22 protein-coding genes and 1 pseudogene are annotated in these 21,913 nt (G+C 57.0%); 1 reads left to right on the forward strand and 22 read right to left on the reverse strand.

What is annotated here, in order from left to right; all coding sequences use genetic code 11:
- Window positions 1–147 precede the first annotated feature (147 nt).
- The 18 genes and pseudogenes from ABC336_RS01820 to ABC336_RS01905 form a co-directional block, all read right to left on the reverse strand.
- On the reverse strand, window positions 148–1,644 hold the full coding sequence (locus tag ABC336_RS01820; protein ID WP_413237035.1) for an AAA family ATPase: 1,497 nt from the start codon (window positions 1,642–1,644) through the stop codon (window positions 148–150).
- Complete coding sequence (locus tag ABC336_RS01825) at window positions 1,637–2,170, reverse strand: hypothetical protein (RefSeq protein ID WP_413237036.1); 534 nt, start codon at window positions 2,168–2,170, stop codon at window positions 1,637–1,639. Before ABC336_RS01825 ends, ABC336_RS01820 begins: the two co-directional genes overlap by 8 nt.
- A gap of 109 nt (window positions 2,171–2,279) precedes the next feature.
- A complete protein-coding gene (locus tag ABC336_RS01830; RefSeq protein WP_413237037.1) occupies window positions 2,280–2,831 on the reverse strand; it encodes a cell wall elongation regulator TseB-like domain-containing protein in 552 nt (183 codons plus the stop codon).
- A 3-nt stretch (window positions 2,832–2,834) separates the two neighbouring features.
- Window positions 2,835–4,136: an amidohydrolase gene (locus ABC336_RS01835; protein WP_413237038.1), complete on the reverse strand. Its 1,302-nt coding sequence runs from the start codon at window positions 4,134–4,136 to the stop codon at window positions 2,835–2,837.
- Window positions 4,117–4,779 (reverse strand): redox-sensing transcriptional repressor Rex, encoded by a 663-nt coding sequence (locus tag ABC336_RS01840; RefSeq protein ID WP_413237039.1) that lies wholly within the window; start codon window positions 4,777–4,779, stop codon window positions 4,117–4,119. Before ABC336_RS01840 ends, ABC336_RS01835 begins: the two co-directional genes overlap by 20 nt.
- Entirely contained in the window at window positions 4,757–7,654 is a 2,898-nt protein-coding gene (gene dinG, locus ABC336_RS01845; protein WP_413237040.1) for an ATP-dependent DNA helicase DinG, read from the reverse strand. Before dinG ends, ABC336_RS01840 begins: the two co-directional genes overlap by 23 nt.
- Before the next feature lie 15 nt (window positions 7,655–7,669).
- Window positions 7,670–8,317, reverse strand: a complete 648-nt coding sequence (locus ABC336_RS01850) for a hypothetical protein (RefSeq protein WP_413237041.1) — start codon at window positions 8,315–8,317, stop codon at window positions 7,670–7,672.
- A gap of 137 nt (window positions 8,318–8,454) precedes the next feature.
- Window positions 8,455–8,838 carry an aspartate 1-decarboxylase gene (gene panD, locus ABC336_RS01855; RefSeq protein ID WP_413237042.1) on the reverse strand — a complete coding sequence of 128 codons (384 nt, stop codon included), beginning with the start codon at window positions 8,836–8,838 and terminating at the stop codon, window positions 8,455–8,457.
- Complete coding sequence (gene panC / locus ABC336_RS01860; RefSeq protein ID WP_413237043.1) at window positions 8,831–9,715, reverse strand: pantoate--beta-alanine ligase; 885 nt, start codon at window positions 9,713–9,715, stop codon at window positions 8,831–8,833. The genes panD and panC overlap by 8 nt, the downstream gene beginning before the upstream one ends.
- A gap of 2 nt (window positions 9,716–9,717) precedes the next feature.
- Window positions 9,718–10,570, reverse strand: a pseudogene (gene panB / locus ABC336_RS01865) (3-methyl-2-oxobutanoate hydroxymethyltransferase).
- 394 nt (window positions 10,571–10,964) lie between these two features.
- Window positions 10,965–11,927 carry a biotin--[acetyl-CoA-carboxylase] ligase gene (locus ABC336_RS01870; RefSeq protein ID WP_413237044.1) on the reverse strand — a complete coding sequence of 321 codons (963 nt, stop codon included), beginning with the start codon at window positions 11,925–11,927 and terminating at the stop codon, window positions 10,965–10,967.
- On the reverse strand, window positions 11,924–13,192 hold the full coding sequence (locus ABC336_RS01875) for a CCA tRNA nucleotidyltransferase (protein ID WP_413237045.1): 1,269 nt from the start codon (window positions 13,190–13,192) through the stop codon (window positions 11,924–11,926). Before ABC336_RS01875 ends, ABC336_RS01870 begins: the two co-directional genes overlap by 4 nt.
- Before the next feature lie 18 nt (window positions 13,193–13,210).
- Complete coding sequence (gene bshA, locus ABC336_RS01880; RefSeq protein WP_413237046.1) at window positions 13,211–14,374, reverse strand: N-acetyl-alpha-D-glucosaminyl L-malate synthase BshA; 1,164 nt, start codon at window positions 14,372–14,374, stop codon at window positions 13,211–13,213.
- A gap of 247 nt (window positions 14,375–14,621) precedes the next feature.
- Window positions 14,622–15,323, reverse strand: coding sequence for a bacillithiol biosynthesis deacetylase BshB1 (gene bshB1 / locus ABC336_RS01885; RefSeq protein ID WP_413237047.1), 702 nt, complete (start codon window positions 15,321–15,323; stop codon window positions 14,622–14,624).
- Window positions 15,320–15,745 carry a methylglyoxal synthase gene (locus tag ABC336_RS01890; RefSeq protein WP_128655906.1) on the reverse strand — a complete coding sequence of 142 codons (426 nt, stop codon included), beginning with the start codon at window positions 15,743–15,745 and terminating at the stop codon, window positions 15,320–15,322. The genes bshB1 and ABC336_RS01890 overlap by 4 nt, the downstream gene beginning before the upstream one ends.
- Window positions 15,746–15,784: 39 nt before the next feature.
- Window positions 15,785–16,588, reverse strand: a complete 804-nt coding sequence (dapB, locus tag ABC336_RS01895) for a 4-hydroxy-tetrahydrodipicolinate reductase (RefSeq protein ID WP_413237048.1) — start codon at window positions 16,586–16,588, stop codon at window positions 15,785–15,787.
- Window positions 16,589–16,596: 8 nt separating this feature from the next.
- Window positions 16,597–17,142, reverse strand: a complete 546-nt coding sequence (locus ABC336_RS01900; protein ID WP_413237049.1) for a tetratricopeptide repeat protein — start codon at window positions 17,140–17,142, stop codon at window positions 16,597–16,599.
- A 52-nt stretch (window positions 17,143–17,194) separates the two neighbouring features.
- Complete coding sequence (locus ABC336_RS01905) at window positions 17,195–17,527, reverse strand: nucleotide pyrophosphohydrolase (RefSeq protein WP_413237050.1); 333 nt, start codon at window positions 17,525–17,527, stop codon at window positions 17,195–17,197.
- Window positions 17,528–17,686: 159 nt separating this feature from the next.
- Here ABC336_RS01905 and ABC336_RS01910 point away from each other — a divergent pair, with 159 nt between their 5' ends.
- On the forward strand, window positions 17,687–18,553 hold the full coding sequence (locus tag ABC336_RS01910) for a YitT family protein (protein WP_413237051.1): 867 nt from the start codon (window positions 17,687–17,689) through the stop codon (window positions 18,551–18,553).
- A 151-nt stretch (window positions 18,554–18,704) separates the two neighbouring features.
- Here the strand turns inward: ABC336_RS01910 and ABC336_RS01915 are convergent, their stop codons facing one another.
- The 4 genes from ABC336_RS01915 to qcrB form a co-directional block, all read right to left on the reverse strand.
- On the reverse strand, window positions 18,705–19,541 hold the full coding sequence (locus ABC336_RS01915; RefSeq protein ID WP_413237052.1) for a sporulation protein YpjB: 837 nt from the start codon (window positions 19,539–19,541) through the stop codon (window positions 18,705–18,707).
- A gap of 41 nt (window positions 19,542–19,582) precedes the next feature.
- Window positions 19,583–20,242, reverse strand: coding sequence for a DUF1405 domain-containing protein (locus ABC336_RS01920; RefSeq protein WP_413237053.1), 660 nt, complete (start codon window positions 20,240–20,242; stop codon window positions 19,583–19,585).
- Window positions 20,243–20,324: 82 nt separating this feature from the next.
- Window positions 20,325–21,203 (reverse strand): menaquinol-cytochrome c reductase cytochrome b/c subunit, encoded by an 879-nt coding sequence (locus tag ABC336_RS01925; RefSeq protein ID WP_413237054.1) that lies wholly within the window; start codon window positions 21,201–21,203, stop codon window positions 20,325–20,327.
- Window positions 21,204–21,221: 18 nt separating this feature from the next.
- Window positions 21,222–21,893: a menaquinol-cytochrome c reductase cytochrome b subunit gene (gene qcrB / locus ABC336_RS01930; protein ID WP_413237055.1), complete on the reverse strand. Its 672-nt coding sequence runs from the start codon at window positions 21,891–21,893 to the stop codon at window positions 21,222–21,224.
- Window positions 21,894–21,913: the final 20 nt, after the last annotated feature.

Here is a 21,913-nt window from a genome sequence, read left to right on the forward strand (position 1 = left end):
AACAGCTGTTTGCATAATTTAATCGGGAATTGTGACGTCAAACAAGCAAAAAAGAGCGACAGGCGCTCTTTTGAGGATTAACTATGTCTGGAAACGGCTGCGTCACCTAACTAGTAGCCCGATCCTGTTTATTTCTGGGGCAATCTACTAGGCCGTCTGCGGCTCTTCCCGCATCAGCTCGCGGAAGCGGTCGCCGCTCAGCGTTTCTTCCGCGAGCAGGATGTCCAGCGAACGCAGGAACAGCTGACGGTGCCCCTGCAGCACTGACTTGGTGCGGTCCATCAAGCCTTCCAGCATCGACGAACTGATCTTGGCCCAGCTGTCAGGCGTCATCATCGAGCTGTCGACGATGCCCAGCTCCGTCAGGCCCGACTCGACCATCGTCCGTACGATGTTCATCGCCTGATCGAAATCGCCGCGCGAGCCTGTGCTGCGGCTGCCGTAGAACATCTCTTCCGCCGCTGCGCCGCTCAGTGCGATCATGATCTGACCATCCAAAAACTCTTTGGTGTACAAGTATTGGTCCTGCTGGGGATGATGCCGGACATAACCGAGCGCCTGCCCCCGCGGCGATAAAGCGACAGTGGAGACGCTGCCCGGACGGACGAGCTCGGCGGATATCGCATGGCCCAGCTCATGGATCGCCACGCGCTCGCGCTCCTCGCGGGTCGCCTCCCGGTCCGTCTTCTCTCCCATCATCACCTTGTCGATCGCCGAGGAAAGGTGCTGGTGGCTGATCTCCAGCTCATTGTCGCGCATCGCATAGATGGCCGCTTCATTCATGACGCTCTCCAGCTGTGCGCCGGAGAAGCCAAAGGATTCTTCAGCCACTCGGCTCAGCTCAACTCCGGGTTGCAGCGGCTTGTTGCGCGCATGGATCCCCAGGATATGCTCTCTGCCTTTCTTGTCCGGCAGCTCGACGCCGATATGACGGTCGAATCGTCCGGGACGGATCAGTGCCGGATCCAGCATCTCTTTGCGATTGGTCGCCGCCATGATCAGGATCCGCGGGGACTCGGACGTATGGATCCCGTCCATCTCCGTCAGCAGTTGATTGAGCGTCTGGTCATACTCCCGGTGCTGGCCGCCGTCACGCTTGCCGCCGATGACATCGATCTCATCGATGAAGACGACTGCGCTGTTCTTGCCGGCCTTGGCCGCCCGCTGGCGAGCGTTCTTGAACAGGTCGCGGATCCGCCCTGCGCCTACGCCGACATACATCTCGACAAACTCGCTGCCCGATGCGGCGACGTAGATCGAGTCCGTATAACGCGCGGCGGCCTTGGCGAGCAAGGTTTTGCCCGTCCCCGGCGGACCGGTCAGCAGGATGCCCTTGAGCGGGCGGATGCCGAAGCGGGCGATCTCATCGGGCTTGACCAAGAAATCCAGCGCTTCGATGAGCTCCTGCTTGGCCCGCTCCTGACCGCCGATCTCGTCAAACGACAGTTCCAGCGGCACCCGCCCCCGGGTAAGACGGTCACCGCCTGCCGTTGCCATCTGGCCGCGGTTGCGGATAGCGACAAACAGCACGGTGCCGATCGCAATCGCGATTAGAACAGGCACGATATTATAGCCGATGTAAGCAAAAAATCCCAGTAGTGCAACAGCGGTGCCGATCAACAGTTCCTTCCAATATTTAAGCATGGCTCCACACTCCCATCTCAGACGGCACCCGGGGGAGGATCACATACTTGGCTGCCTTGTCATTCTCCAGTGTGATATAGACATTGTCCGCATCCATCTCGGTTGTGGCGGTCAGACCTTCGGTCTGCCCGGCCAAACGATCAAGTGCTGCCGGGATGTCGGCATAATGCCGGGTCTCCATCGCCTGGGCGATATCGAAGAGCAGCATCGACCATAGGTCATCAAGCTGCTCATCCGGTGTCTGCACAACCTCCAACTGCAGCTGCCGGCTGCCTATATAGTCTGCGCCATTGCTGCGGATCGCCTGGTAGATCTCCCGCAATCCGGCGCCTCGCTCCAGCTCCAGCCGGAGCTGAACACGGGTCCGGTCAATGACGGGCTCTGCCGAGCGGACCCCCGGCACTTCCTCCACCACGCCGGTCAACGGCTTTTGCAGCGCCATGCTGTTATATAGAGACCATCCGCCAAGCAGCAGAGCTGCGGCGAGAATAGCAGTTAGAGCTAAGGGAAACAGTCGCAGTCTCATCAATAAAAGCCTCCTTCGCCAGCTATGATAGCCTTGAATGATAGATAAACATCTATATCAAAGTATATCATAGGCTAGTATACGAAGGAGGCTGTAAATAGTACCATTCCTAGCGTGGTCCATCCTCGTCGCTCACGCTTCCGGCAAACCGGTTGGGGAGATTGTAAGTGGTAATCAGCTGTCCGTTGTCAAAGCGGTAAAATCGATAAAAGTAACGGCGCGGCGAACCATCCACGCTGTAGTACACCTCCCAGACTTTCTGCCCGTTCATCATCCCGGGCATCGTCCGGATCAGATCGAACTCGGGATTGTCGGCGGCGATCCGCTCTTGCAGCATCTCTTCAGATATGCCCTCTGCTGCACTGACGATATCGATGTTCTCGTCATCCAGCCAGACAAACACTTGGTTATCGTCCGTATCCGTTCCCTGCACAATCCAAGTCGTCGTATCCCACACATGCTTGTCCACTTGGCCGATCTCGGTCAGCTGCGCAGCCTCAACTGCCCGCTCTGCAACCGCACGCTCTTCCGCCCATACTTCCTTGTGGATCGTACGGTACCACATATTGAAGAGAAGGAAGCACACCAGCAGCAGTGAAAGCGTCAGGACGACCCAGCGCACCGGCGTCATCAGAGCCGGCCTGCGGCTCCGAAGACGCATCCGTCACCTCGCCAGCAGCGCTTCGAAACGCTGCTGAGACTCCGACTTGATGCGCTCTTCGTCCATCAGCAGACAGACGTGATCCTTGACAATCTGTCTGCCGTCTATCCAGACATGGCGTACATCGCGGCCCGAAGCGGCGTACACGAGGTGGGAAACCAGACTGGTACGCGGATAAAAATGCGGCTGGTCAATGTCGATCGCGATAAAATCAGCCTTCATGCCCGGCTGCAGCCGGCCTAGCTGACTGCTCTGGCCCAGGGTAGCGGCACCGCCGAGCGTTGCCAGCTCCAGCGCACGATAGGCGGGTACGGCGGTCGGATCTCCCGACACGCCCTTATGGATCAATGCCGACAGCCGGATCTCATCGAACAGATCCAGGTTGTTGTTGCTGGCCGCGCTGTCGGTGCCCAGCGACACCTTCACTCCGGCTGCGAGCAGCTCGGGCACTCTGGCGACCCCGCTTGCCAGCTTCAGATTGCTCGCCGGATTATGCGATACGCCGACACCGCGCTCCGCCAGCAGGGCGATCTCTTCGTCCAGCAGATGGACGGCATGCGCGACAAAAGCCGGGCGGGAGAAAAAGCCGAGCTTGTCCAGATGCTCAGGCGGCCGGCAGCCATAGTCTCGCACATTCTGCTCGACCTCGGCAGCTGTCTCGGACATATGCGTATGCAGCATGACATCCAGATCATGCGCCGCCTGGACGAACTGCTCGATGTAAGCGGGCGGACAAGTATAGGGAGCGTGAGGCGACAGCATGGTGCGGATCCTCCCGTCGCCTCGTCCATTCCACTCCTGGACGAAACGGATCGCTTCCTCCAGCTTCTCCCGCTGCTCCTGCTCCGAACAGAGACCGATCGCCCCCCGGGTCAGCCATGCCCGGATCCCGGATTGCTCTGCTGCCTCGGCTACCATGTCCATACGATCGTACATATCGACAAAAGTAGTCGTGCCGCTCTTGAGCATTTCCAAAATGGCGAGCTCGGTGCCGACCCTCGTATCCTCTTGCTGATAGCGGCCCTCCATCGGCCACATCTTTTGCTCGAGCCAGACCTGCAGCACCTGATCGTCAGAAAACCCGCGCAGCAGCGACATCGCCGCATGGCCATGCGTATTGATCAAGCCAGGCATAAATAAAAGCCCTTTTCCCGGCAGGCGCTTGGCATCCACTGCAACCTCTTGCGGCGGCTCTTCGCCGATATAGACGATCCGATCGTCCTCGATCAGCATATGGCCTTCGATTACTTCCTGTTCTCCGGTCATCGTCACGAACGATCCCTGCTCAATCCAAAGCTGACTCATCTTCTTTATCTCCTTCTCCCCGATTCTCCAAATAGTAAGCCAAACTTAGCAGCTCCGTCGTAAAGTCCGCATGATGGATCCGGATCTGATCCGGCACTTTCAGGATCACAGGCGCAAAATTGAGAATGCCTTCAATGCCCGCATCCACAAACTGATTGGCGACGTTCTGAGCCTCTGTGGCCGGCACCGTGATGATGCCGATCCGGATATCCAGCTCGCGTACGGTTTGGTTCAACTCTTCCATCGGCTGCACCAGCATGCTGTTCACCGCCGTGCCGATCTTGTCCTGCTGTGCGTCGAATACGGCGACAATCCGCATATTATCTTTAATGTACTTGTTGTAGTTGCTGAGAGCGTGGCCGAGATTACCGGCACCGACAAGAGCCACATTAAGCGTCTGGTCCAGCTTCAGGATGCCTCTGATTTTCTCGATCAGATAAGTGACATCATAGCCGATGCCCTTGCGGCCAAACTCGCCAAAGTAAGCCAGATCCTTGCGGATCTGCGCCGGGTTGAGATCCAGCTTCTGCCCCAGATCCTGGGAAGATACCGTTTGGACCTCTCTCCTCGACAGCTCATTCAAATATTGCAGGTAGATGGGCAGCCTCCGCACGACAGCTTCAGATATTTTGATGGGCTTCATCCTTCGCCTCCTTTTCATCTGCTTGCAGCCACTCCCGCATGCGCGGCACGATCTGGTCCAGGTGCATATGCTCGATCTTCGGACCGGGCAGCGAATACAGGAAATGCTTGCCATAGTACGTTTCGATCACGCGCGTATCGTAGATCAATACGATCCCGCGGTCTTGTGCGCTTCGCACGAGACGGCCAAAGCCCTGCTTGAAGCGGATGACCGCTTGCGGGATCGACAGCTTCATAAACGGATTCTGTTTCTGCTGTTGGATCAGCTCGGATTTGGCTTCGACGAGCGGATGGTTGGGCGGCTGGAACGGCAGCCGGACGATGGCGAGCGCGACCAGCGCTTCACCCGGCAGATCGACGCCTTCCCAGAAGCTGCTCGTACCGAGCAGTACGGACGCCGATTGCTGCTGGAAGCGGCGGGTCAGCTTCGTCCGATTGCCGCTGTCGATTCCCTGTCCCAGCACCTGGATCCCTGAGCCTGCCAACGCTTCCTTTAGCGGTTCATAGACCTGTCTCAGCATCCGATAGGAAGTGAACAGCACGAGCATTCTGCCCTTGGTCTCTGCCGCCGCGTCGGCCAGCGACTGCACCAGCATGCCGATGAACGCAGGATCGCCTACCGTCCCTTTGACGCTTGGGAAGTTGCGAGGGATGCAGACGAGCGCCTGCTCTCTGTAATTGAACGGAGAAGGGAGCTGTACCGTCTTCAGCCGGCCCGTCGCTTCCTGCCCATCCAATCCAAGCTGCTCACAAGCATACTGAAACGATTTCTGCACGGACAGTGTCGCGGATGTCAGGACGATACTCTGCTTGGTCTCGAAAAAATAGGATTGCAGCTGCTTGCTGACATCTGCCGGCACCGCATAGAGATGTACGGATTTCGCCCGGAAGTTGGGGTTGGATTCAATCCAATACACTTCCGACTGGTGCTCAAGCTTCATAAAATGATGAAGATCATCGCGCACCCTGGCGAGATCTTTGACATTGCCGTTAATATCGGTTACGAGCGCCTGCAGTCCGCTGTCGTCGCTGCGGTCCTTGATGTCGGCCAGCAGCTTGTCCAGACCCTTGACCAGCCTTTTCAAGTGCCCGAACAGCTGCTCTTCCGCATCTTGCACGTTGTCCCAGCCTGCCGGCGGCTCTTGCGGCCGCAATCTCGATACAGCAGCGACAGATTCGGTCGAAGCTGCACCGGTCACCTCGGCGCCGCCGCCTGAGACGGCATAGAGCAGCTCTACCAGACGCTCCCAGGCATCTCTTACCTCCGGGAAGACAGGTACTAGCTCATCGACGGTCTCGCGCCACGCTTCACTGTGCTCATCCCCTTCATACTCCAGCTTGCCCCGGAGCTGATGGATGAGCCCGCTGCGGGCATCCTTATACATCCGCAGCAGCGGATGGTGCAGGGTGAAGTAAGACACCTGGATACCCAGGTGCTTGCTCGCCACTTCCTCCAGATGATGGGCCTCGTCGACGACGAGATATTCATAGGTTGGCAGCAATCGATGCTCGGCACGGATATCCGTGAACAGCATGGAGTGATTGGTAATGACGACATCAGCCAGGTTCGCTTCCTGTTTGGCACGATGGTAGAAACATCGCTTGAACCAGGGGCAGGCGCGATTGAGACAGGAATCCGTATCGCTGGCGACGGTATCCCAGAACTCGCTGCCTTTGTTCCCCAGATGCAGCTCTTCCTGGTCGCCCCGGCCGGTCTCGCCGAGCCAGACGACCATCTGGGCGGCGGTCAACGCATCGTCCATCAGACTGATGAAGTCCGCCGTATTGACTTTGCCTTCGAACTTGCGAAGACACAAATAGTTGCTTCTTCCTTTAAAAACCGCCGCTTTGAAAGGAAACGGCAGCACCTGCTGAAGCAACGGAATGTCCCTTTCACGCAGCTGCTCTTGCAAATTAATCGTATGGGTGCTTACGAGTATCTTTTGTTCCTGCTGGACACCATAGAACAAGGAAGGGATCAGATACCCGAGCGATTTGCCTGTGCCTGTGCCCGCTTCGATCAGCAGATGACGGTTCTCTGCGAGCGATTCGTAGACTTCCTGGAACATCTGGTTCTGCGCATCACGCTCTTCGTATCCGGCCACTTGCGCACGGAACGTCTCTCTCAGCTGCTCCAGGAAATCATCAAAGCTAACGCCTTCCAGAAGGGATTGTTCCCCGGGATCGCTGCGCGGCGGTTCCTCCTCGGTCCAGTCTGAGACCTTGAGGGTGAACTGCCGAAAATAGGAAAATTCATCCTCGTCAATAGACGTTTCGCTCTCTTTGCGACGCAAAGCGTCGTCGACAATCCAGCCCAGGTCATGATGATCCTGCAGAAGTGAGGACAAGCGCTGCAATGTGAGCAACGGCAGCTCACGGAGCTTTTGCACCACAGCCACAAACAAGTCCGCCGTCGCTTGCGCATCGCTGTCGGCCTGATGCTGCCGTTCGTGGGGGATCCCGAAAAGCTCTGTTACCGCTCCTAGTTGATAAGTGGTCAAGGACGGATACAAAACACGCAGCAGCAGAATCGTATCCAGACGCCGACCGACAAAAGGCATATAGCCGCTGCGCTCAAGCCATTCGTTCAGGAAGCCCGCATCAAAGCCGACGTTGTGTGCGACGAGCACGGCGTCCTCCAATCTCGGGATAAGCTCGAGCAGTACTTCCTCAATGGGAGGTGCCGCGGCCACCATCTGATCGTCTATACCGGTCAGTGTCGTAATAAACGCAGGAATGGGAATGGAAGGCTTGACGAAGGAGCTGTACCTGTCAACAGGCTGCAGCTCTTCATCCAAGACCACCAGTCCCACCTGGATAATCTGGTCATCGGTCTGATGACCGGTCGTTTCAAAATCAAGTACAGCATAATTCATCCGGTTTTGGTCCTCTCACAAACAGCTGAGCTCCGCACTTCCAAAATACAAGGACAATTGGCCGGCACGCGTTCTGCAGCTGTTCAAATTGTTCAGCGGATCCGCGAACGTAGGGTCGGCTTCGTGGGCCCGCATAAAGTAAGCTTCTGCCTCATCCAGGTTCATCCTGATCGCTTGGATGCAGCCCAGCGCATTAAAGCTGAGCGCCTTCCATTTGGGCTGATCGGCAAGGGCCACGACGATCTGGAACAGACGTTGTGCATCCAGCCATTGCTGCAGATGCATGTAGGTCATGGCCAGGAACATCCGCGATAGGTTGCATTCCGGCATCACGCCCAGCGCCTTCTCCAACGCCTCGGCCGCCTGACGGAACATAAACAGCTTGAAGTAACCTTGTCCACGGCTCAGCCACGCTTCCCCTTCTGAGGTTGCTTCCCCCGCCTCATCTGCTTCCGTTAGCTCTGGAGGACTGCTCTCGCCCAACTGCTGACGGTACTGGCTGAGCTTTTCTTCGAATTGTACCCAGTGATCCATCACCTGATCGCTGAGCGCGATTAGCGTGGCCAGCTGCGCCTCATCGTCATCCGACCGCAAGCTCTCCGGGCAGCGTTCTATTAGGTGATCCAGCTTCTCGTGCATCGTGGCAAACAAATGAGTAATCATAACTCGCCCCCGCCTTTACGATAAGAATGAACGCTCGCCGCTTCGTGCGGTTGTTATGATCATTCTTTGTCAAGGACAGGTGTTTCATTCCCTGTGCCAGCCGTTACATAAGGCTGACAGTGATCCACTGCAGCCGATCAGACGATTGTCGCATGAATCTCCTCATGTAAGGTTTCCACTGGCCGGTTGGCTGCATCCATGATCGCCACTTTGGGCTTGTGTGTGCGAGCCTGCTCGTCAGTCATCATCGCATAAGAGATGATGATCACTTGATCGCCAGGCTGGACTAGCCTGGCTGCGGCGCCATTCAGGCAGATCACGCCGGAGCCGCGCGGCCCGGGGATGACATACGTTTCAAAACGGGCGCCGTTGTGATTATTGACGATCTGAACTTTCTCATTGGCCCATATATCGGTGAGCTCCATCAGATCCTCGTCGATGGTAATGCTGCCAACATAATTCAAGTTGGCTTCAGTTACAGTCGCCCGGTGAAGCTTGGACTTCATCATCGTTCTATACATATGCTGTCACCTCGTCTCCTGAGAATATCCTGTTGTCGATCAATCGGGTCCGCCCGAATCTCACTGCCACGGCAGCTATCCAGCGGCCCCCCTCAGCGAGCCGCTCTTCCGGGCCGGGGACGGTGAGATCCGGGAAATGCAAAACCTCTGCATAGTCGATATCGGCAAGCGGCGCCTTTGCAATATACGCTTTTAGCCGCTGTGCGGCGTCGCTTGCCGTAATTCCATCACGAAGCCATTGCTCCGAGAGCGCCAACGCCTGCGAGAGCACCACGGCCTGGGTACGCTCGGCATCGTCCAGATAGACATTGCGCGAGCTCAGCGCCAAGCCGTCAGGCTCACGCACGGTCTCGCACGGGACGACCGTCACCGGCATGTTGAGATCCTCGACCATCCGTGTAATGACCGCCACCTGCTGGGCATCCTTCATGCCGAAATAAGCATGATCCGGTGTGACAATATGGAACAGCTTGCTGACGACCGTACCTACGCCGTCAAAGTGGCCGGGCCGGGAAGCGCCGCACAGCCGATCGGTCACGCCGGACACCAGCACGCGCGTCGACGTCTGCCTTGGGTACATCTCTTCCACAGTGGGCATGAATAACGCGTCCGCACCAGCCTCGTCAGCCAGCCGCTTGTCGCGCTCGCCGTCCCGGGGGTACTGCTCATAATCTTCACCAGGTCCGAACTGGAGCGGGTTGACGAAGATACTTACTACAGTCAGTCCGCATTCGGCCGCCGAGCGCCGGATCAGGCTGGCGTGTCCTTCGTGCAAAAAGCCCATCGTCGGTACCAGCCCCACCTTAGCTTCCGGATGCATGCTGCGATAGCTGCTTATATGGGATCTTAATTCGGAAATTGTTGTAAATACTAGCATAATTAGCTTTTCTCCTTCTCGCTGCCGTATACGACTGCCGGCTGGGAGGAATCGGAGGTGAAGCTGTGTTCTTCGCCAGGAAAGCTGCCGTCTCTGACATCAGCGGCATAACGACTGATCGCGTCGCGAATCGTCGAGCCGATATCAGCATAGGTCTTGACAAATTTCTTCTTCTTATAGTCGGCATCGTACTGCAGGATATCGTGATAGACGAGCACCTGACCGTCGCAACGATTGCCTGCCCCGATACCGATCGTAGGAATGGAGACTGCGCGCGTGATCGCTTCGGCTACGGAGGAGACGACCATCTCAAGAACAATGGCGCTTGCCCCCGCCTGCTCCAACGCCCGGGCATCCGCCAGCAGCCGCTGGGCTTCCGCCTCCTGCTTCCCTTGCACCCGGTAACCGCCAAGCTGATGCACCGATTGCGGCGTCAGTCCCAGATGTCCGACAACGGGGATGCCGCCGCGGACGCAGTCTTACTTCTTCCGCAATCTCCTCGCCGCCCTCCAGCTTCACTGCGTGCGCGAGGCCTTCCTGCATCAACCGGGCCGCATTGCGCAGCGTCGTCTCCATGCCGGTATGATAGGACATGAACGGCATATCGGCGAGGATGAACGTTGCCGTCGCCCCCCGTGCCACTGCCCTAGTATGATAGACCATGTCGTCGATCGTCACCGGAACGGTCGTATTGTAGCCCAGCACGACATTTCCCAACGAGTCGCCGACCAATATCGCATCGATTCCGGCTTCTTCCGCCAGTCTCGCTGACGGATAATCATAGGCGGTAAGAAACGAAATCGGCTTGCCTTGCTGCTTCATTTGTTTCATCTTCGTTACGGTGAGCGGAGCCATCTTATCTACCTCCTCCTTGATTAGGACAACCACAACAAAAAAACCTTTTAGCCGCCGACTAAAAAGGTCCCCAAACCAAAAAGGAACAATCTCCACTTGCTTCCTTCTGTCTCGGTCCCTACGGCTCAGAGCAGAGTGCGTAACGGCAAATGACTGCATGGTTGCGGCATTGTTATTCCTGGGTACAACTCCGACTGGCGGATGCCGTCCCGGGCTATTGCTGCAAACATCTTTAAAATTTACACTTATAGTATAGCACAAGGTGAAACGGCTGTCGCCATTTGCTTAGGGAGCCAGTTTTGCTCCGCAAACACTGAGCGCAGCAAGTTTCATTCCTTTATGAGTGAAGCGGGTACTGGCTGTTGTCGCTGATCGGCCGCCTTTCCCTGCGCCCTCATGCCATCTCCGCCGAAAAAACCGGCTGGATGCTGCCATCGTCGGACTTGAGCAACAACGCTCCCTCGGGACTTAGTCCCACCGGCGTCCCCTGCCGCTCTCCCTGGGGCGTGAGCAGCACCGCCGGGCGGCCCAGCGACAAGCTGAGCGCTTCCCACAGCAGCCGTACCGGCTCAAAGCCCTGCGCTTCATAGATCTCCACGAGCCCTTCAAGCTCCGCCAGGAAGCGCTGGACGATCTCGCTCCGGCTCCATGAGCGGCCGGCGGCGATCCGAAGCGAAGTCGATTTCTCGCGTATCTCAGGCGGGAAATCACCTTCTTCGAGATTCACATTAATGCCGATGCCGGCGATGACATAGCGCAGCCTGTTCTCCTCGGCGGTCGACTCCAGCAGGATACCGCTGAGCTTGCGGCCGCCTGCAAGCAGATCGTTGGGCCATTTAATGCCGATCTCCAGCTGCGTGATCTGCCGGAGCGCTCTGCATAGAGCCACTGCTGTCAGCAAGGTCAGCTGGGGCGTGTAAGGCAGCGGGATCGCCGGACGCAGCACAAGACTCATCCAGATGCCCTTCCCGGGCGGCGATACGAAACTTCGCCCTAGCCGGCCTCGGCCTTGGACCTGCTGATCCGCCAGCACCAGCGTACCGTCCGGGGCGCCCCCCTCTGCAAGGGCACGGGCACGATTCTGAGTGGAATCCAGCGAAGCGTACCATTCCAGCTCCTGTCCGTATTTGCCCTTGCCCAGCAGCTGCCGCAGCGTATCTGCATCCAGCTTGTCAGGCGCCGACATCAACCGGTAACCAAGCCGCGGCGAAGCTTCGAAGACATACCCTTTCGCTTCCAGCTTTTTTATCTGCTTCCATATGGCTGTACGGCTTACCGACAGCTCTTTGCTGATCGCTTCGCCGGATATGTACTCTCCCGGCTGCTGGGCAAACAACTGCAATAATTTGTCACTCATGGCTGCTCCTTTGTATAAAGCATGGCTGCCCGCTCTGCGAGCGCTTCTTTGGTATTATCCACTTTTCCCAGGGCGGCATCAACAAGCAGCTGCTGCAGCAAGGTACGAATCCATGGCCCAGGGCTGCGGTTCAACAGTCTCTGCAGCTCGTGACCACCCAGGGCAAGCTGCTGCAGCGTTGCCGGCTGCAGCTCGGTTAGCCACTGACTCAGCGAGGAATATGGCGCCAACAGCTCGTCCGCAGCTACATTGTCCAGCATGTCCCCTTGCAGCACGGCCAGCCACATTGCGGCTGTTTCTCTGCCGGCTGCAAGGACAGCACGAATCCAAGCCTCCCGCGCAGCATCCCTCGTCTGTTCAGCCATCTCGGCACTCGCCTGCATGATCTTGCAGTGAAAATCGACCGCCTGTCCGACGCTGTCTGCCCGCTTGGCCGCAAACCGGAGCGTTCGCAGCATCTGAACTGACGCTTCGCCAGCCAGTCCGCAGAGGATGCACAGCGCCGCCCACCTGGCATCTGTCCCCGCTACCTGTCCCAGACCAGTCCAATCCGCACCTTCCATGCGACCGTTTACTGCCAATGCCTCCCGCGTACAAGCCAGAAGTCCGCTGTCCGCCAACATGCTGCATGCCGCTGCCGGATCAGGTCCGCCTATCATCTTGTCCAGTTCTACGCCGACCCGCTCCATGGCAACATGACGCAGCAGGCCGCGATGACGCAGCATCGCGGCCCATGTGGCGGATTCGATCCGGGCACCCAGGCGGGCAGCAAAACGGACACCTCGCAGGATCCGCAGCGCATCCTCCTGCAGCCGCGCATCCGGATCGCCGACGCAACGGATCAGACGCTTCTCCAAATCCTGCTGTCCCCCGAACGGATCGACGATCGTGCCATCCTTGTACATGGCGATTGCATTGATCGTAAAATCCCTGCGCCGCAGATCCTCTGTCAGGCTGGGAATAAACTCAACGCTGCCGGGGCGGCGAAACCCTTCGTAGGCAGCTTCCTTGCGGTAGGTGGTCACTTCAAACTGCCCTTGGTCTGTCAGAACGGTGACTGTCCCATGCTGCAGCCCTGTCGGCAGCGTCCGGGCGAATAAAGCCATGACTTGCTCGGGCAGAGCAGAGGTGGCGATATCCACATCGGTTACATCCGCGCCGAGCAACACATCACGCACGCAGCCGCCGACGAACACCGCTTCATACGGACCGCTCAACCTCTCCAGGACCGGCAGTGCCGAGCGCATCCGCTCGTTGACAATCATGGCTCCGCCTCCCTCGGATTAGTCGTTGCATAGCGGGATCGGCACCGGTGCTTCGATGCCCAGTACCCGATAATAGATCTGTTCGTATTCGGACGTAATCCGATCGTTGCAGAAGCGAGTCCGTGCCCGGTTCAGACAAGCTTCTCGGAACTGGTCGTATAGTGCCGGCTGACTCAACAGCCTGATGCTGTTCGCCGCCATGCTTTCTACATCGCCGATCGGCGAGAGATATCCGGTCTCCCCGTGCGTGACCAGCTCCGGGATGCCGCCGGCTTGCGAACCGATCGTCGGTACTCCGCAGGCCATCGCCTCCAACGCTACCAATCCGAAGCTTTCCTTCTCGGAGGGCAGCAGCATGAGGTCGGCTAGCGAGATCACCTGGGCGACGTCATCCTGCTTGCCCAGATAATGCACCTTGCCTTCCAGACCCATGTCCCTCACTTTGCACTGGATGCGGGAGAGGTCCGGCCCTTCGCCTACCAACAGCAGCTTGGAGGGGATACGCTCCTGGACACGCGCGAATATATCCACGACGTCACTTACTCGCTTGACCGGGCGGAAGTTCGAGATATGCATCATAATTTTTTCTTCCGACTTAGCATAGTCCATCCGCAAGGTCCGGATGTCGCGAGGGTAATAGATACGTTTATCCACAAAGTTATAGGTCAGGTCAATCGGCTGCGTGATGTCCAGCAGTTCCTTTGTTTCCTTGATGAGATCATTCGACACGGCGGTAACGGCATCGCTCTGCAGGATGCCGAGACGGATCATGTCTTTGAGTGACTCATCCTGTGCCAGGACGGTGATATCTGTTCCATGCAGCGTGGTCACCGTCTTCAGTCCATTGCCCATCATCTGCTTGGCCAGGAAAGCGCAGATCGCATGAGGGACGGCATAATGAACATGCAGCAGGTCAAGCTTCTGCATTTTGGCAACCTGGGCCATCTTGCTCGCCAGCGACAGATCATAGGGCGGATAGCGGAAGACATAATAATCGTTGACTTCAACTTCATGGTAGTAGATGTTCTTGCGAAATTTGCCGAGACGGAACGGGATGCTGTGCGTAATAAAATGAATCTCATGGCCTCGTTCGGCCAATAGCTTGCCCAGTTCCGTCGCCACTACGCCAGAGCCACCCAGTGTGGGATAGCAGGTAATGCCGATTTTGAGCGGCTTTGCCATTGCGGTTTACACCTCATTTACGGTTCTGCTAGGATAGGATGCAGTTTATCAGGCTGTTGAAAAATAAAGCCTCAAGGTAACGGATCGTTCTTCCGATCGCTGTTGTTCCCAGATTTCTTGAATTTTGGACCCCTTTTAAGGGGGGAAATCCGGGAACAAAGGCGAACGCTGCGCTTCTCCAGAATCGATTCCGCACCCATCGGCGCTTTTTCAACAAGCTGAGTTTATCTATTTGTATTAGCCGGTATTAGAATAAATGAATCGGCTGGGGCCGCTTGACTGCAAAGCCTTCAGCGAATGCCCAGGTCCTCTGGGAACCGAGCAATCGGTCTCTCGCTTCGACATTGGCGATGTAGGCGCCCGTCAAAGGTGTAACTACGCGATCTTCTCCAGGTGCCGCAGCCTCGAACTGGGAGCGGTAACAGCCAAGCGCCTGTCGTTTCTTCTCATAGTGGGCACTGACATCCACCATCAGGTTGACAGCCTCGACATCATTAATATAATAGAAGATCAGCTGTTCCACACTAACCGGAGGCAATTCCGGCAAATAGCGCCGCAGCTTGGCATTGAATACCGCCTGCTCGATCAGCCGGCTGCAAGCGATATGATCGGGGTGCCGATCCTGCCAATAGGGAGCAAAGACGATCCGCGGCCTCGCTTTGCGAATCTCCGCCGTCACTGCGGCGATCTGTTCCTCTGAGCCCGTCAACCCGCGGTCCGGCAGGTCCAGGCAGCTCCGTGCGGATAGACCAAGCACCGCGGAGGCTGCGGCAGCTTCCTGCTGCCGCAGCTCCACGGTGCCGTTGGATGACATCTCCGCACGCGTCAGATCGCAGATGCCGACCCTGCTCCCGGCCTCCACCTGCTTGGCGATCGTCCCGGCCATGCCGATCTCGACATCATCGGGATGAGCGCCAAAAGCCAGGATATCCAGCGAGTCGCTGCTCATGACAACTCCTCGCCAGGCTTGTACTTGTGGACAAGCTCACGCCATGCAAAATCGCCGCGCTGCAACGCTTTGACCAACAGCTCAGCTGTCGCCACATTGGTAGCTACCGGGATCCCTTGCACATCGCACAGACGCAGCAGTGCGATAATATCGGGCTCGTGAGGCTGAGCCATCAACGGATCGCGGAGGAAAATGATCAAATCCATCTCATTCTGAGCGACCATAGCCCCGATCTGTTGGTCCCCCCCAAGCGGCCCCGACATGAAACGGTGGATCTTCAGCGAGGTTTGCTCCATGATGCGCGTCCCGGTCGTCCCGGTCGAGTACAACGTGTGGTTCTGCTTAAAGACAGGCTCATAGGCAATTACGAAGTTCACCATTTCTTCTTTCTTGCGGTCATGCGCGATAAACGCGATATTCATCTGCTCTCTCTCCCCCGTCGGCTGTCCCTTGGTAGTCGGTTAGTCCATCAAATGCTCGAAGCCGTAGATCATGCCTGTATAGCCCATGACTTTTTTGACCGCCACATTGACGCCGGGCATGTAACCCGCGCGCTCGTACGAATCGTGACGAATCTTGAGCGTCTGGCCGTGTCCTCCGAAGATGACCTCCTGCTGGGCAAATACGCCGGGCAGCCGCACACTGTGGATGCGGAAGCCATTATAATAACCGCCTCTGGAGCCTTCGATCAATTCCTCTTCCTTCGGGTTGCCCTGACGCAGCTCCTGTCTTGTCTCAGCGATCAATTCTGCCGTTTTGATCGATGTGCCGGACGGAGCATCCAGCTTTTGGTCTCCATGATATTCGATAATCTCGACATGCGGCATATATTTGGCCGCCTCGGCGGCGAACTTCATCATCAGCAGTGCCCCGATCGAAAAGTTCGGCGCGATCAACCCGCCGATCTCCGCTTCGCGGCAAAGCTTGTCCAACGATTCAATCTGCTCCGCCGAGAAGCCCGTTGTGCCAACTACCGGACGAACGTTATATTCGATTGCCTTCACCGTATTGCCGTAAGCTGCTTGAGGCACCGTAAAATCGACCAGCACCTGAGCCCCGGAGTCGCGCAGCGCCGCGTCCAGATCGTCAGTTACGATCACACCGGTAGCCGGCTTGCCTGCAAGCGAGCCGGCATCGATCGGTCCTGCAGACGGATCAACCGCAGCAGCGAGCGCAAGTGCCTCATCCTCCAACACCATTTTGACGACCTCGCGGCCCATCCTGCCGCCTGCTCCGGTTACTGCTACTTTGATAGGTTGTGTCATTTGTGTAATCACCTGTTCCTTCGTCTTATTGTCCGTCCCGCACGGGACAAAGCAGCTCTTCTCTTGCGTCTGTATTCGGCATACAACCGGCGTCCGGGCCCATGCTGGGGGTCGAGCTCCAGCAATGTCTTGAGGATCGAGACCGCTTCTGTGTAACGCGACCTCTCAGCCAGCGCCGCACCGAGCAGCAAATAAGCCTCGCCATGCAGCGGGTCGAGCTCGATCGACCGCTCCAGCAGAGAGATTGCTGCCTCAGAAGATTGCGGTTCGCTCTCAAGCAGCTGCGCAGCCTCCACTGCCATCATCCTTGCGGTAACCGTATCAAGATGGTACTTGTATTCCTGATGAGCTCCATCCAGACGGACTGCCTCTTCGGCATGATGCATGGCCTTGCTCCACTTGGCGCTGCGTGCGCATGTGATCGAGCAGCGATAGTGATAGTCCGCCTCGTCCGGGCATGCGGCGATCGCCTGCTCGAACCAGACGACAGCCTGCTCGAAGTCTCCGCCCAGGATGGACTCGTAAGCTTTTTTGATTGCCTCATCGCCGTTCATACGCCCATCCTCCTTGTACACAGGGATGATACAGCATATGTACGGCTCCCGCTTACGGTTCGTCTTTTCTCGTCCAGCGAGCGGCATCGCGGGTGTTGAATTTGTGCATCACCTTGTCATGCGCCTCGGTCAGATCGATACCGAGCGAGTTGGCGAAGCAGGCCAGGATAAACAAAATATCCCCGAGCTCCATCTCAATGGAATTATCCGCCTCGTCGCGCTTTTTGGGCTTCTCCCCATAGGTGTGGTTCACCTCGCGGGCCAGCTCGCCGACTTCCTCACTCATCCGGGCAAGCATGGAGAGCGGGCTAAAGTAGCCTTCTTTGAACTGCGAGATATAATCGTCGACTTCCTTCTGGATCGCCGATAGCGACTTGTCTGCCATGGCCCTTCCCCCTAACCGTATCACTCCATATGTTATCGCAAAGCCAGCTTGAAGACAATAGTCAGGCATATGTGCCGCCGCGAGTCACCGGCATAGGATAAAGGCGGGAGTGTGCATACTAGAACCATAGCCAATTTCCGGTTGGAGAGGAAGATGACGATGGCTCATCCCGTGGCGCGGGCCGCCGGCACCATAGTACCTATTGTATGCGGGGCGGCAGTCTATGCGTTCGGACTGCACTACTTTATTTTGCCGAACCAGTTGATGGAGGGCGGTGTCACCGGGATCGCCGTGCTGCTGAATTATGCATTCGGGTGGCCGCTGTCGATTACTACCCTGCTGCTTAATATTCCTTTGTTCTTCCTCGGGACTTATATGCTCGGCTGGCGTCAGATGATCTATACCATTATCGGCGCTCTGTCGCTCTCGGGAGCCCTCGCTCTCTTTGAATTGCTGATACATGCTGGCTGGATGTCCCCCCTCGTCACTTCTACCGACTATATGCTGGCTGCCCTGTATGCTGGCGTCACGATCGGCCTGGGGCTGGGCATCGTATTCCGCTTCGGCGGCACGACGGGCGGCGCCGATATCATCGCCAGGATCGTCTCCGCCAAGACGGGCTGGAGCATGGGACAGATCATCCTTATGCTGGATGCTGCGATCATCAGCCTCTCGCTGCTGTTCATCTCCAAGGAGAAAGTATTGTACACGCTTGTCGCCGTCTTCATCGCTTCCAAGCTGATCGACTTTGTCCAAGAGGGCGCCTACGCAGCCAGGGCCTTTTCAGTCATCACAGCGAAAGGCCCAGAGGTAGCAGCGGCGATCGCTGACGGGCTCGACCGCGGGGCGACGCTCATGCCGGCGGTCGGTGCATTCTCCGGTCAAGCCAGGGAGATGGTCTATTGTGTCGTCGCCCGCCATGAGATTCGCAAGATGAGACGGGTGATCCGGGAAGCCGATCCAGCAGCTTTTATCGTCATCCACGATGTTCAGGATGTCGTCGGCGAAGGATTCCGGCCCGACTAGCATTCCCCATAAAGTGGTGCTTATCTTCGAAGCGAATTCAGGTACTTTGCGGGGGCCCCGAAAACGTTTGAACTCTTTACAAGCAAAAACGCTTATAAATTTAAAAAAGACGCCAACCCTAACTGGGCAGCGCCTTATACGCACTCGAATTCTATGCTTTGGTATAGCGATCACGGTCATATTTGTACCGTTGCCAGCCTGCATACAGCAATACTGCTACGATCATCAGTCCGAGCATAAAGATGAACCGAAGCGGCATTTTGCCCCGGTCGATAGCGATGACCGGATCCGGGACACTGTCAGCCGACAGCTGAAACATACGGTCCACGTCATCCGAGAGGGATCGGATCGCGTGCGATACCGAAATGTGCCGGAGCCCGTCGCGCTCAGCCGTCTCCAACTGCGTGATCATATAGTGAATGGAAATATCCAGCGTTTGTACCAGAGCAGGCTGCTGCTGCAAGAGCGCGGCCGCTTCGATCATCCGGTAGTGCTCCCTCATCCCCCGCGCCGCTGCGAGTGCCGCCGAGGCATGATCATCTGTCTGCCTGTGCCACGCTTTGTTGAGTCGGCTGATATCTTCCCGGAGGAGCGGATAATAGGAACGCCAGGCTGCATTGGGGCCGCTCTGCAGTGCATCGAAAGCAAGCGACAGACGCGCGCTGGCCACCCTTACCTCATGCGCGCTGCTGGCACCCTGAAGGCCGCTCGTCAGCTCTCCGAGCATCTGGTCGATCTCGCCCCAACCTTCGGCTTGTCCTGATGCCCGGAGCTCGGGACGGGCCGATTTGTGCCTTAGCTGCTGTACCTGCTGGTAGACAAGCTGGCGATTGCCCTGGGCAGCCGAGTGATAGAGTGCCTGCGCCGCCTCAGTCAGCTCGTTCGTTCGTACCTGAGGAACGTTTGCCCGGATCGTAGCCGAAGTATATAGCGCTATTCCCGTTATCGCGACCAACAGTACAGTTGTCAGCAGCGTCCATCTTCTCATAGGACATCCCCCCATATCATCCTATGGGAGGATGGGACTGATTATGACTCGGGCAACCCGGCAGCCTTGGCGGACTTGTCCCGGCTAGCCATCGCAAGCCATACTACTGCTACACTTGCTAGAGACAGTCCCACAGTGAACCACTGGATAACCGTCAGATCGTCCTGCAGCACTCTGGGAAGCCACGGGAAGATCCCAAAAGTATAATCAAGCGTGTCATTCAACAGCAGCCAGCCTGCGGCCGCTGCCAACGCCAGCCGGCCAAACGTCATAAACCGCACGAACAGCAAGGCTTCCAGAGCCATCCCCAGATGCGAGAAGATCAGCATCCAGTCCTGCCACCCGAGTGAGTCGCCCTGGGCATAGCCTGCGAAGATCATCGCGACCGCCCAGATCCCGTACTTGACCGAGGTAGCCGCTGCCAATGCTTCGATGAGCATCCTGACCCCTCTGGCCGCTGCCTGTGGCAGACGCGGAGGGAACAGCAGATAGAGCAAAGCGATCGTAAAAAACAGGCTTGCTGTCGGACTGTCCGGGACAAAAATGAGCTGCCACAGCGGATGGTTGCTGGCCGTATAGATCAATTGATTGCCGTACCACATATATCCGTAGATCGTGCCCAGCAGGTTCACAATAAACAGCAGCCAGAGGAAGGGACGGCTCGTCAGCAATGCCCGGCTCCAGAAGAAAGATATTGACAAGACGCCACGCTCCTTTATATATCCCAGATTCAAAAGAAGAACCTGACCGCAGCGCTGCGGGTCAGGTTCAAGTGTTGGCTTATTATTCGGCAGCCTCGGCTTTTTGTCTGGACAGCCAGTTGGCAATCTGGTCAATCTCTTCTGTCGAGAACTGATCGGCCTGCGAAGGCATCGCGCCCTGTCCGTTGGTGATGATATCGGCAATCTGCTCTTCGGTGAGCTTGTCGCCTACTCCTCTGAGCGAAGGGATGCCTGCACCTGGCATACCCTTCATATCGGAACCGTGGCACTGCAGACAGGAAGCTGCGAGCTCCATCGCCGGATCATCTGCATCGACGATCGGCACCTCGGCCGCTTCTTCGCGCTGGATCGGATTCGGCCGCGGCTGACCGGCTTCATGGGCTTGTCTCGCCTTCTCCGCACGGTCGATATGCTCAGGTGTGACGTTGTTGATCTCAAGCTGATGCTGATAATGATCCCACGACACCTTGGTCAAGTATACACAAGCCAGGATGGACAGGATCAGCAAGCCCGAGGCAATCGGTCTTTTGTAGAAGCGGCGTTCCTTGCCGGTGTCCAGAAACGGCGCCAGCAGGAGCGCTCCGAAGGCAACGCCCGGCACGCCTACGGTACCGAGAACGACATAATCGCCCGAAACATAAGGATACTTCAACAATTGATACAGGAACAGGAAGTACCAGTCCGGCATCGGGATAAAGCTGGCATTCGTCGGATCCGCCGGATAGCCGAGCGGTGCCGGATGCGCAATGGTAAGAGCCAGGAAGCCGACCAGGGCAACTACACCGACCATCCACTCTTTCAACAGAAAGTTCGGGATGAATGCCTCGGACTTCCCAGGAAAAGCAGTGTAATCCACTGGCGTATTCGGCATCGAGCCCTTGCGGACGCGGGAATCGCCAACGTACACAACTTTTTCTTTGGAATTATGGCCATGCGCCATGAGGAACCCTCCTTTCGTCTATAGTGGTCCGGAAATGCCCTGTCTGCGGATCATGATAAAGTGTGCCGCCAGCATCGCCAGGAGAGCGCCAGGCAGGAAGAACACGTGGATCGCGAAGAAGCGTGTAAGCGTCTGCGCGCCGACGATCTCGCCGCCCTGCATGAGCTCTTTGATATAGACGCCGATATAAGGGACGGACTCCGCAATCTGCATGCCGACCTTGGTCGCAAAGTAAGCTTTGTTATCCCAAGGCAGCAGGTACCCGGTGAAGCCCAGACCAAGCATGATGAAGAAAATGAGCATGCCTACAACCCAGTTCATCTCGCGAGGCGCCTTGTAAGAGCCTGTGAAGAAAACCCGAAGGGTATGTAGGAACATCATAACGATAACGAGACTTGCGCCCCAGTGATGCATCCCGCGGACGATGGCGCCGAAGGCGACCTTGTGCTGGAGGTAGTCAACGCTTGCATAAGCATTGATAATATCCGGCACGTAATACATCGTCAGGAACATCCCGGAGAGGATCTGAATGATGGTGATGAAAAACGTCAGTCCGCCGAAGCAATACACAAAGGCGGAGAAGTGGTGGGCCGGGTTTACGTGCTCAGGGACCTCATGGTCCGCTACGTCCCTCCACATAGGCGTTATATCAAGACGATCGTCAATCCAGTTGTATATGCCTTTAAACATCTGATTCTACGCCCTCCTTA

Source organism: Paenibacillus jepli (assembly GCF_047238105.1).
In the GTDB taxonomy this organism is placed as follows: Bacteria; Bacillota; Bacilli; order Paenibacillales; family Paenibacillaceae; genus Paenibacillus_D.

Bases quoted from the DNA above. Each gene is read 5' to 3' on its own strand.
- ABC336_RS01820 (WP_413237035.1), bottom strand. From the start codon at position 1,644: ATGCTTAAATATTGGAAGGAACTGTTGATCGGCACCGCTGTTGCACTA.
- ABC336_RS01825 (WP_413237036.1), bottom strand. From the start codon at position 2,170: ATGAGACTGCGACTGTTTCCCTTAGCTCTAACTGCTATTCTCGCCGCA.
- ABC336_RS01830 (WP_413237037.1), bottom strand. From the start codon at position 2,831: ATGCGTCTTCGGAGCCGCAGGCCGGCTCTGATGACGCCGGTGCGCTGG.
- ABC336_RS01835 (WP_413237038.1), bottom strand. From the start codon at position 4,136: ATGAGTCAGCTTTGGATTGAGCAGGGATCGTTCGTGACGATGACCGGA.
- ABC336_RS01840 (WP_413237039.1), bottom strand. From the start codon at position 4,779: ATGAAGCCCATCAAAATATCTGAAGCTGTCGTGCGGAGGCTGCCCATC.
- dinG (WP_413237040.1), bottom strand. From the start codon at position 7,654: ATGAATTATGCTGTACTTGATTTTGAAACGACCGGTCATCAGACCGAT.
- ABC336_RS01850 (WP_413237041.1), bottom strand. From the start codon at position 8,317: ATGATTACTCATTTGTTTGCCACGATGCACGAGAAGCTGGATCACCTA.
- panD (WP_413237042.1), bottom strand. From the start codon at position 8,838: ATGTATAGAACGATGATGAAGTCCAAGCTTCACCGGGCGACTGTAACT.
- panC (WP_413237043.1), bottom strand. From the start codon at position 9,715: ATGCTAGTATTTACAACAATTTCCGAATTAAGATCCCATATAAGCAGC.
- ABC336_RS01870 (WP_413237044.1), bottom strand. From the start codon at position 11,927: ATGAGTGACAAATTATTGCAGTTGTTTGCCCAGCAGCCGGGAGAGTAC.
- ABC336_RS01875 (WP_413237045.1), bottom strand. From the start codon at position 13,192: ATGATTGTCAACGAGCGGATGCGCTCGGCACTGCCGGTCCTGGAGAGG.
- bshA (WP_413237046.1), bottom strand. From the start codon at position 14,374: ATGGCAAAGCCGCTCAAAATCGGCATTACCTGCTATCCCACACTGGGT.
- bshB1 (WP_413237047.1), bottom strand. From the start codon at position 15,323: ATGAGCAGCGACTCGCTGGATATCCTGGCTTTTGGCGCTCATCCCGAT.
- ABC336_RS01890 (WP_128655906.1), bottom strand. From the start codon at position 15,745: ATGAATATCGCGTTTATCGCGCATGACCGCAAGAAAGAAGAAATGGTG.
- dapB (WP_413237048.1), bottom strand. From the start codon at position 16,588: ATGACACAACCTATCAAAGTAGCAGTAACCGGAGCAGGCGGCAGGATG.
- ABC336_RS01900 (WP_413237049.1), bottom strand. From the start codon at position 17,142: ATGAACGGCGATGAGGCAATCAAAAAAGCTTACGAGTCCATCCTGGGC.
- ABC336_RS01905 (WP_413237050.1), bottom strand. From the start codon at position 17,527: ATGGCAGACAAGTCGCTATCGGCGATCCAGAAGGAAGTCGACGATTAT.
- ABC336_RS01910 (WP_413237051.1), top strand. From the start codon at position 17,687: ATGGCTCATCCCGTGGCGCGGGCCGCCGGCACCATAGTACCTATTGTA.
- ABC336_RS01915 (WP_413237052.1), bottom strand. From the start codon at position 19,541: ATGAGAAGATGGACGCTGCTGACAACTGTACTGTTGGTCGCGATAACG.
- ABC336_RS01925 (WP_413237054.1), bottom strand. From the start codon at position 21,203: ATGGCGCATGGCCATAATTCCAAAGAAAAAGTTGTGTACGTTGGCGAT.
- qcrB (WP_413237055.1), bottom strand. From the start codon at position 21,893: ATGTTTAAAGGCATATACAACTGGATTGACGATCGTCTTGATATAACG.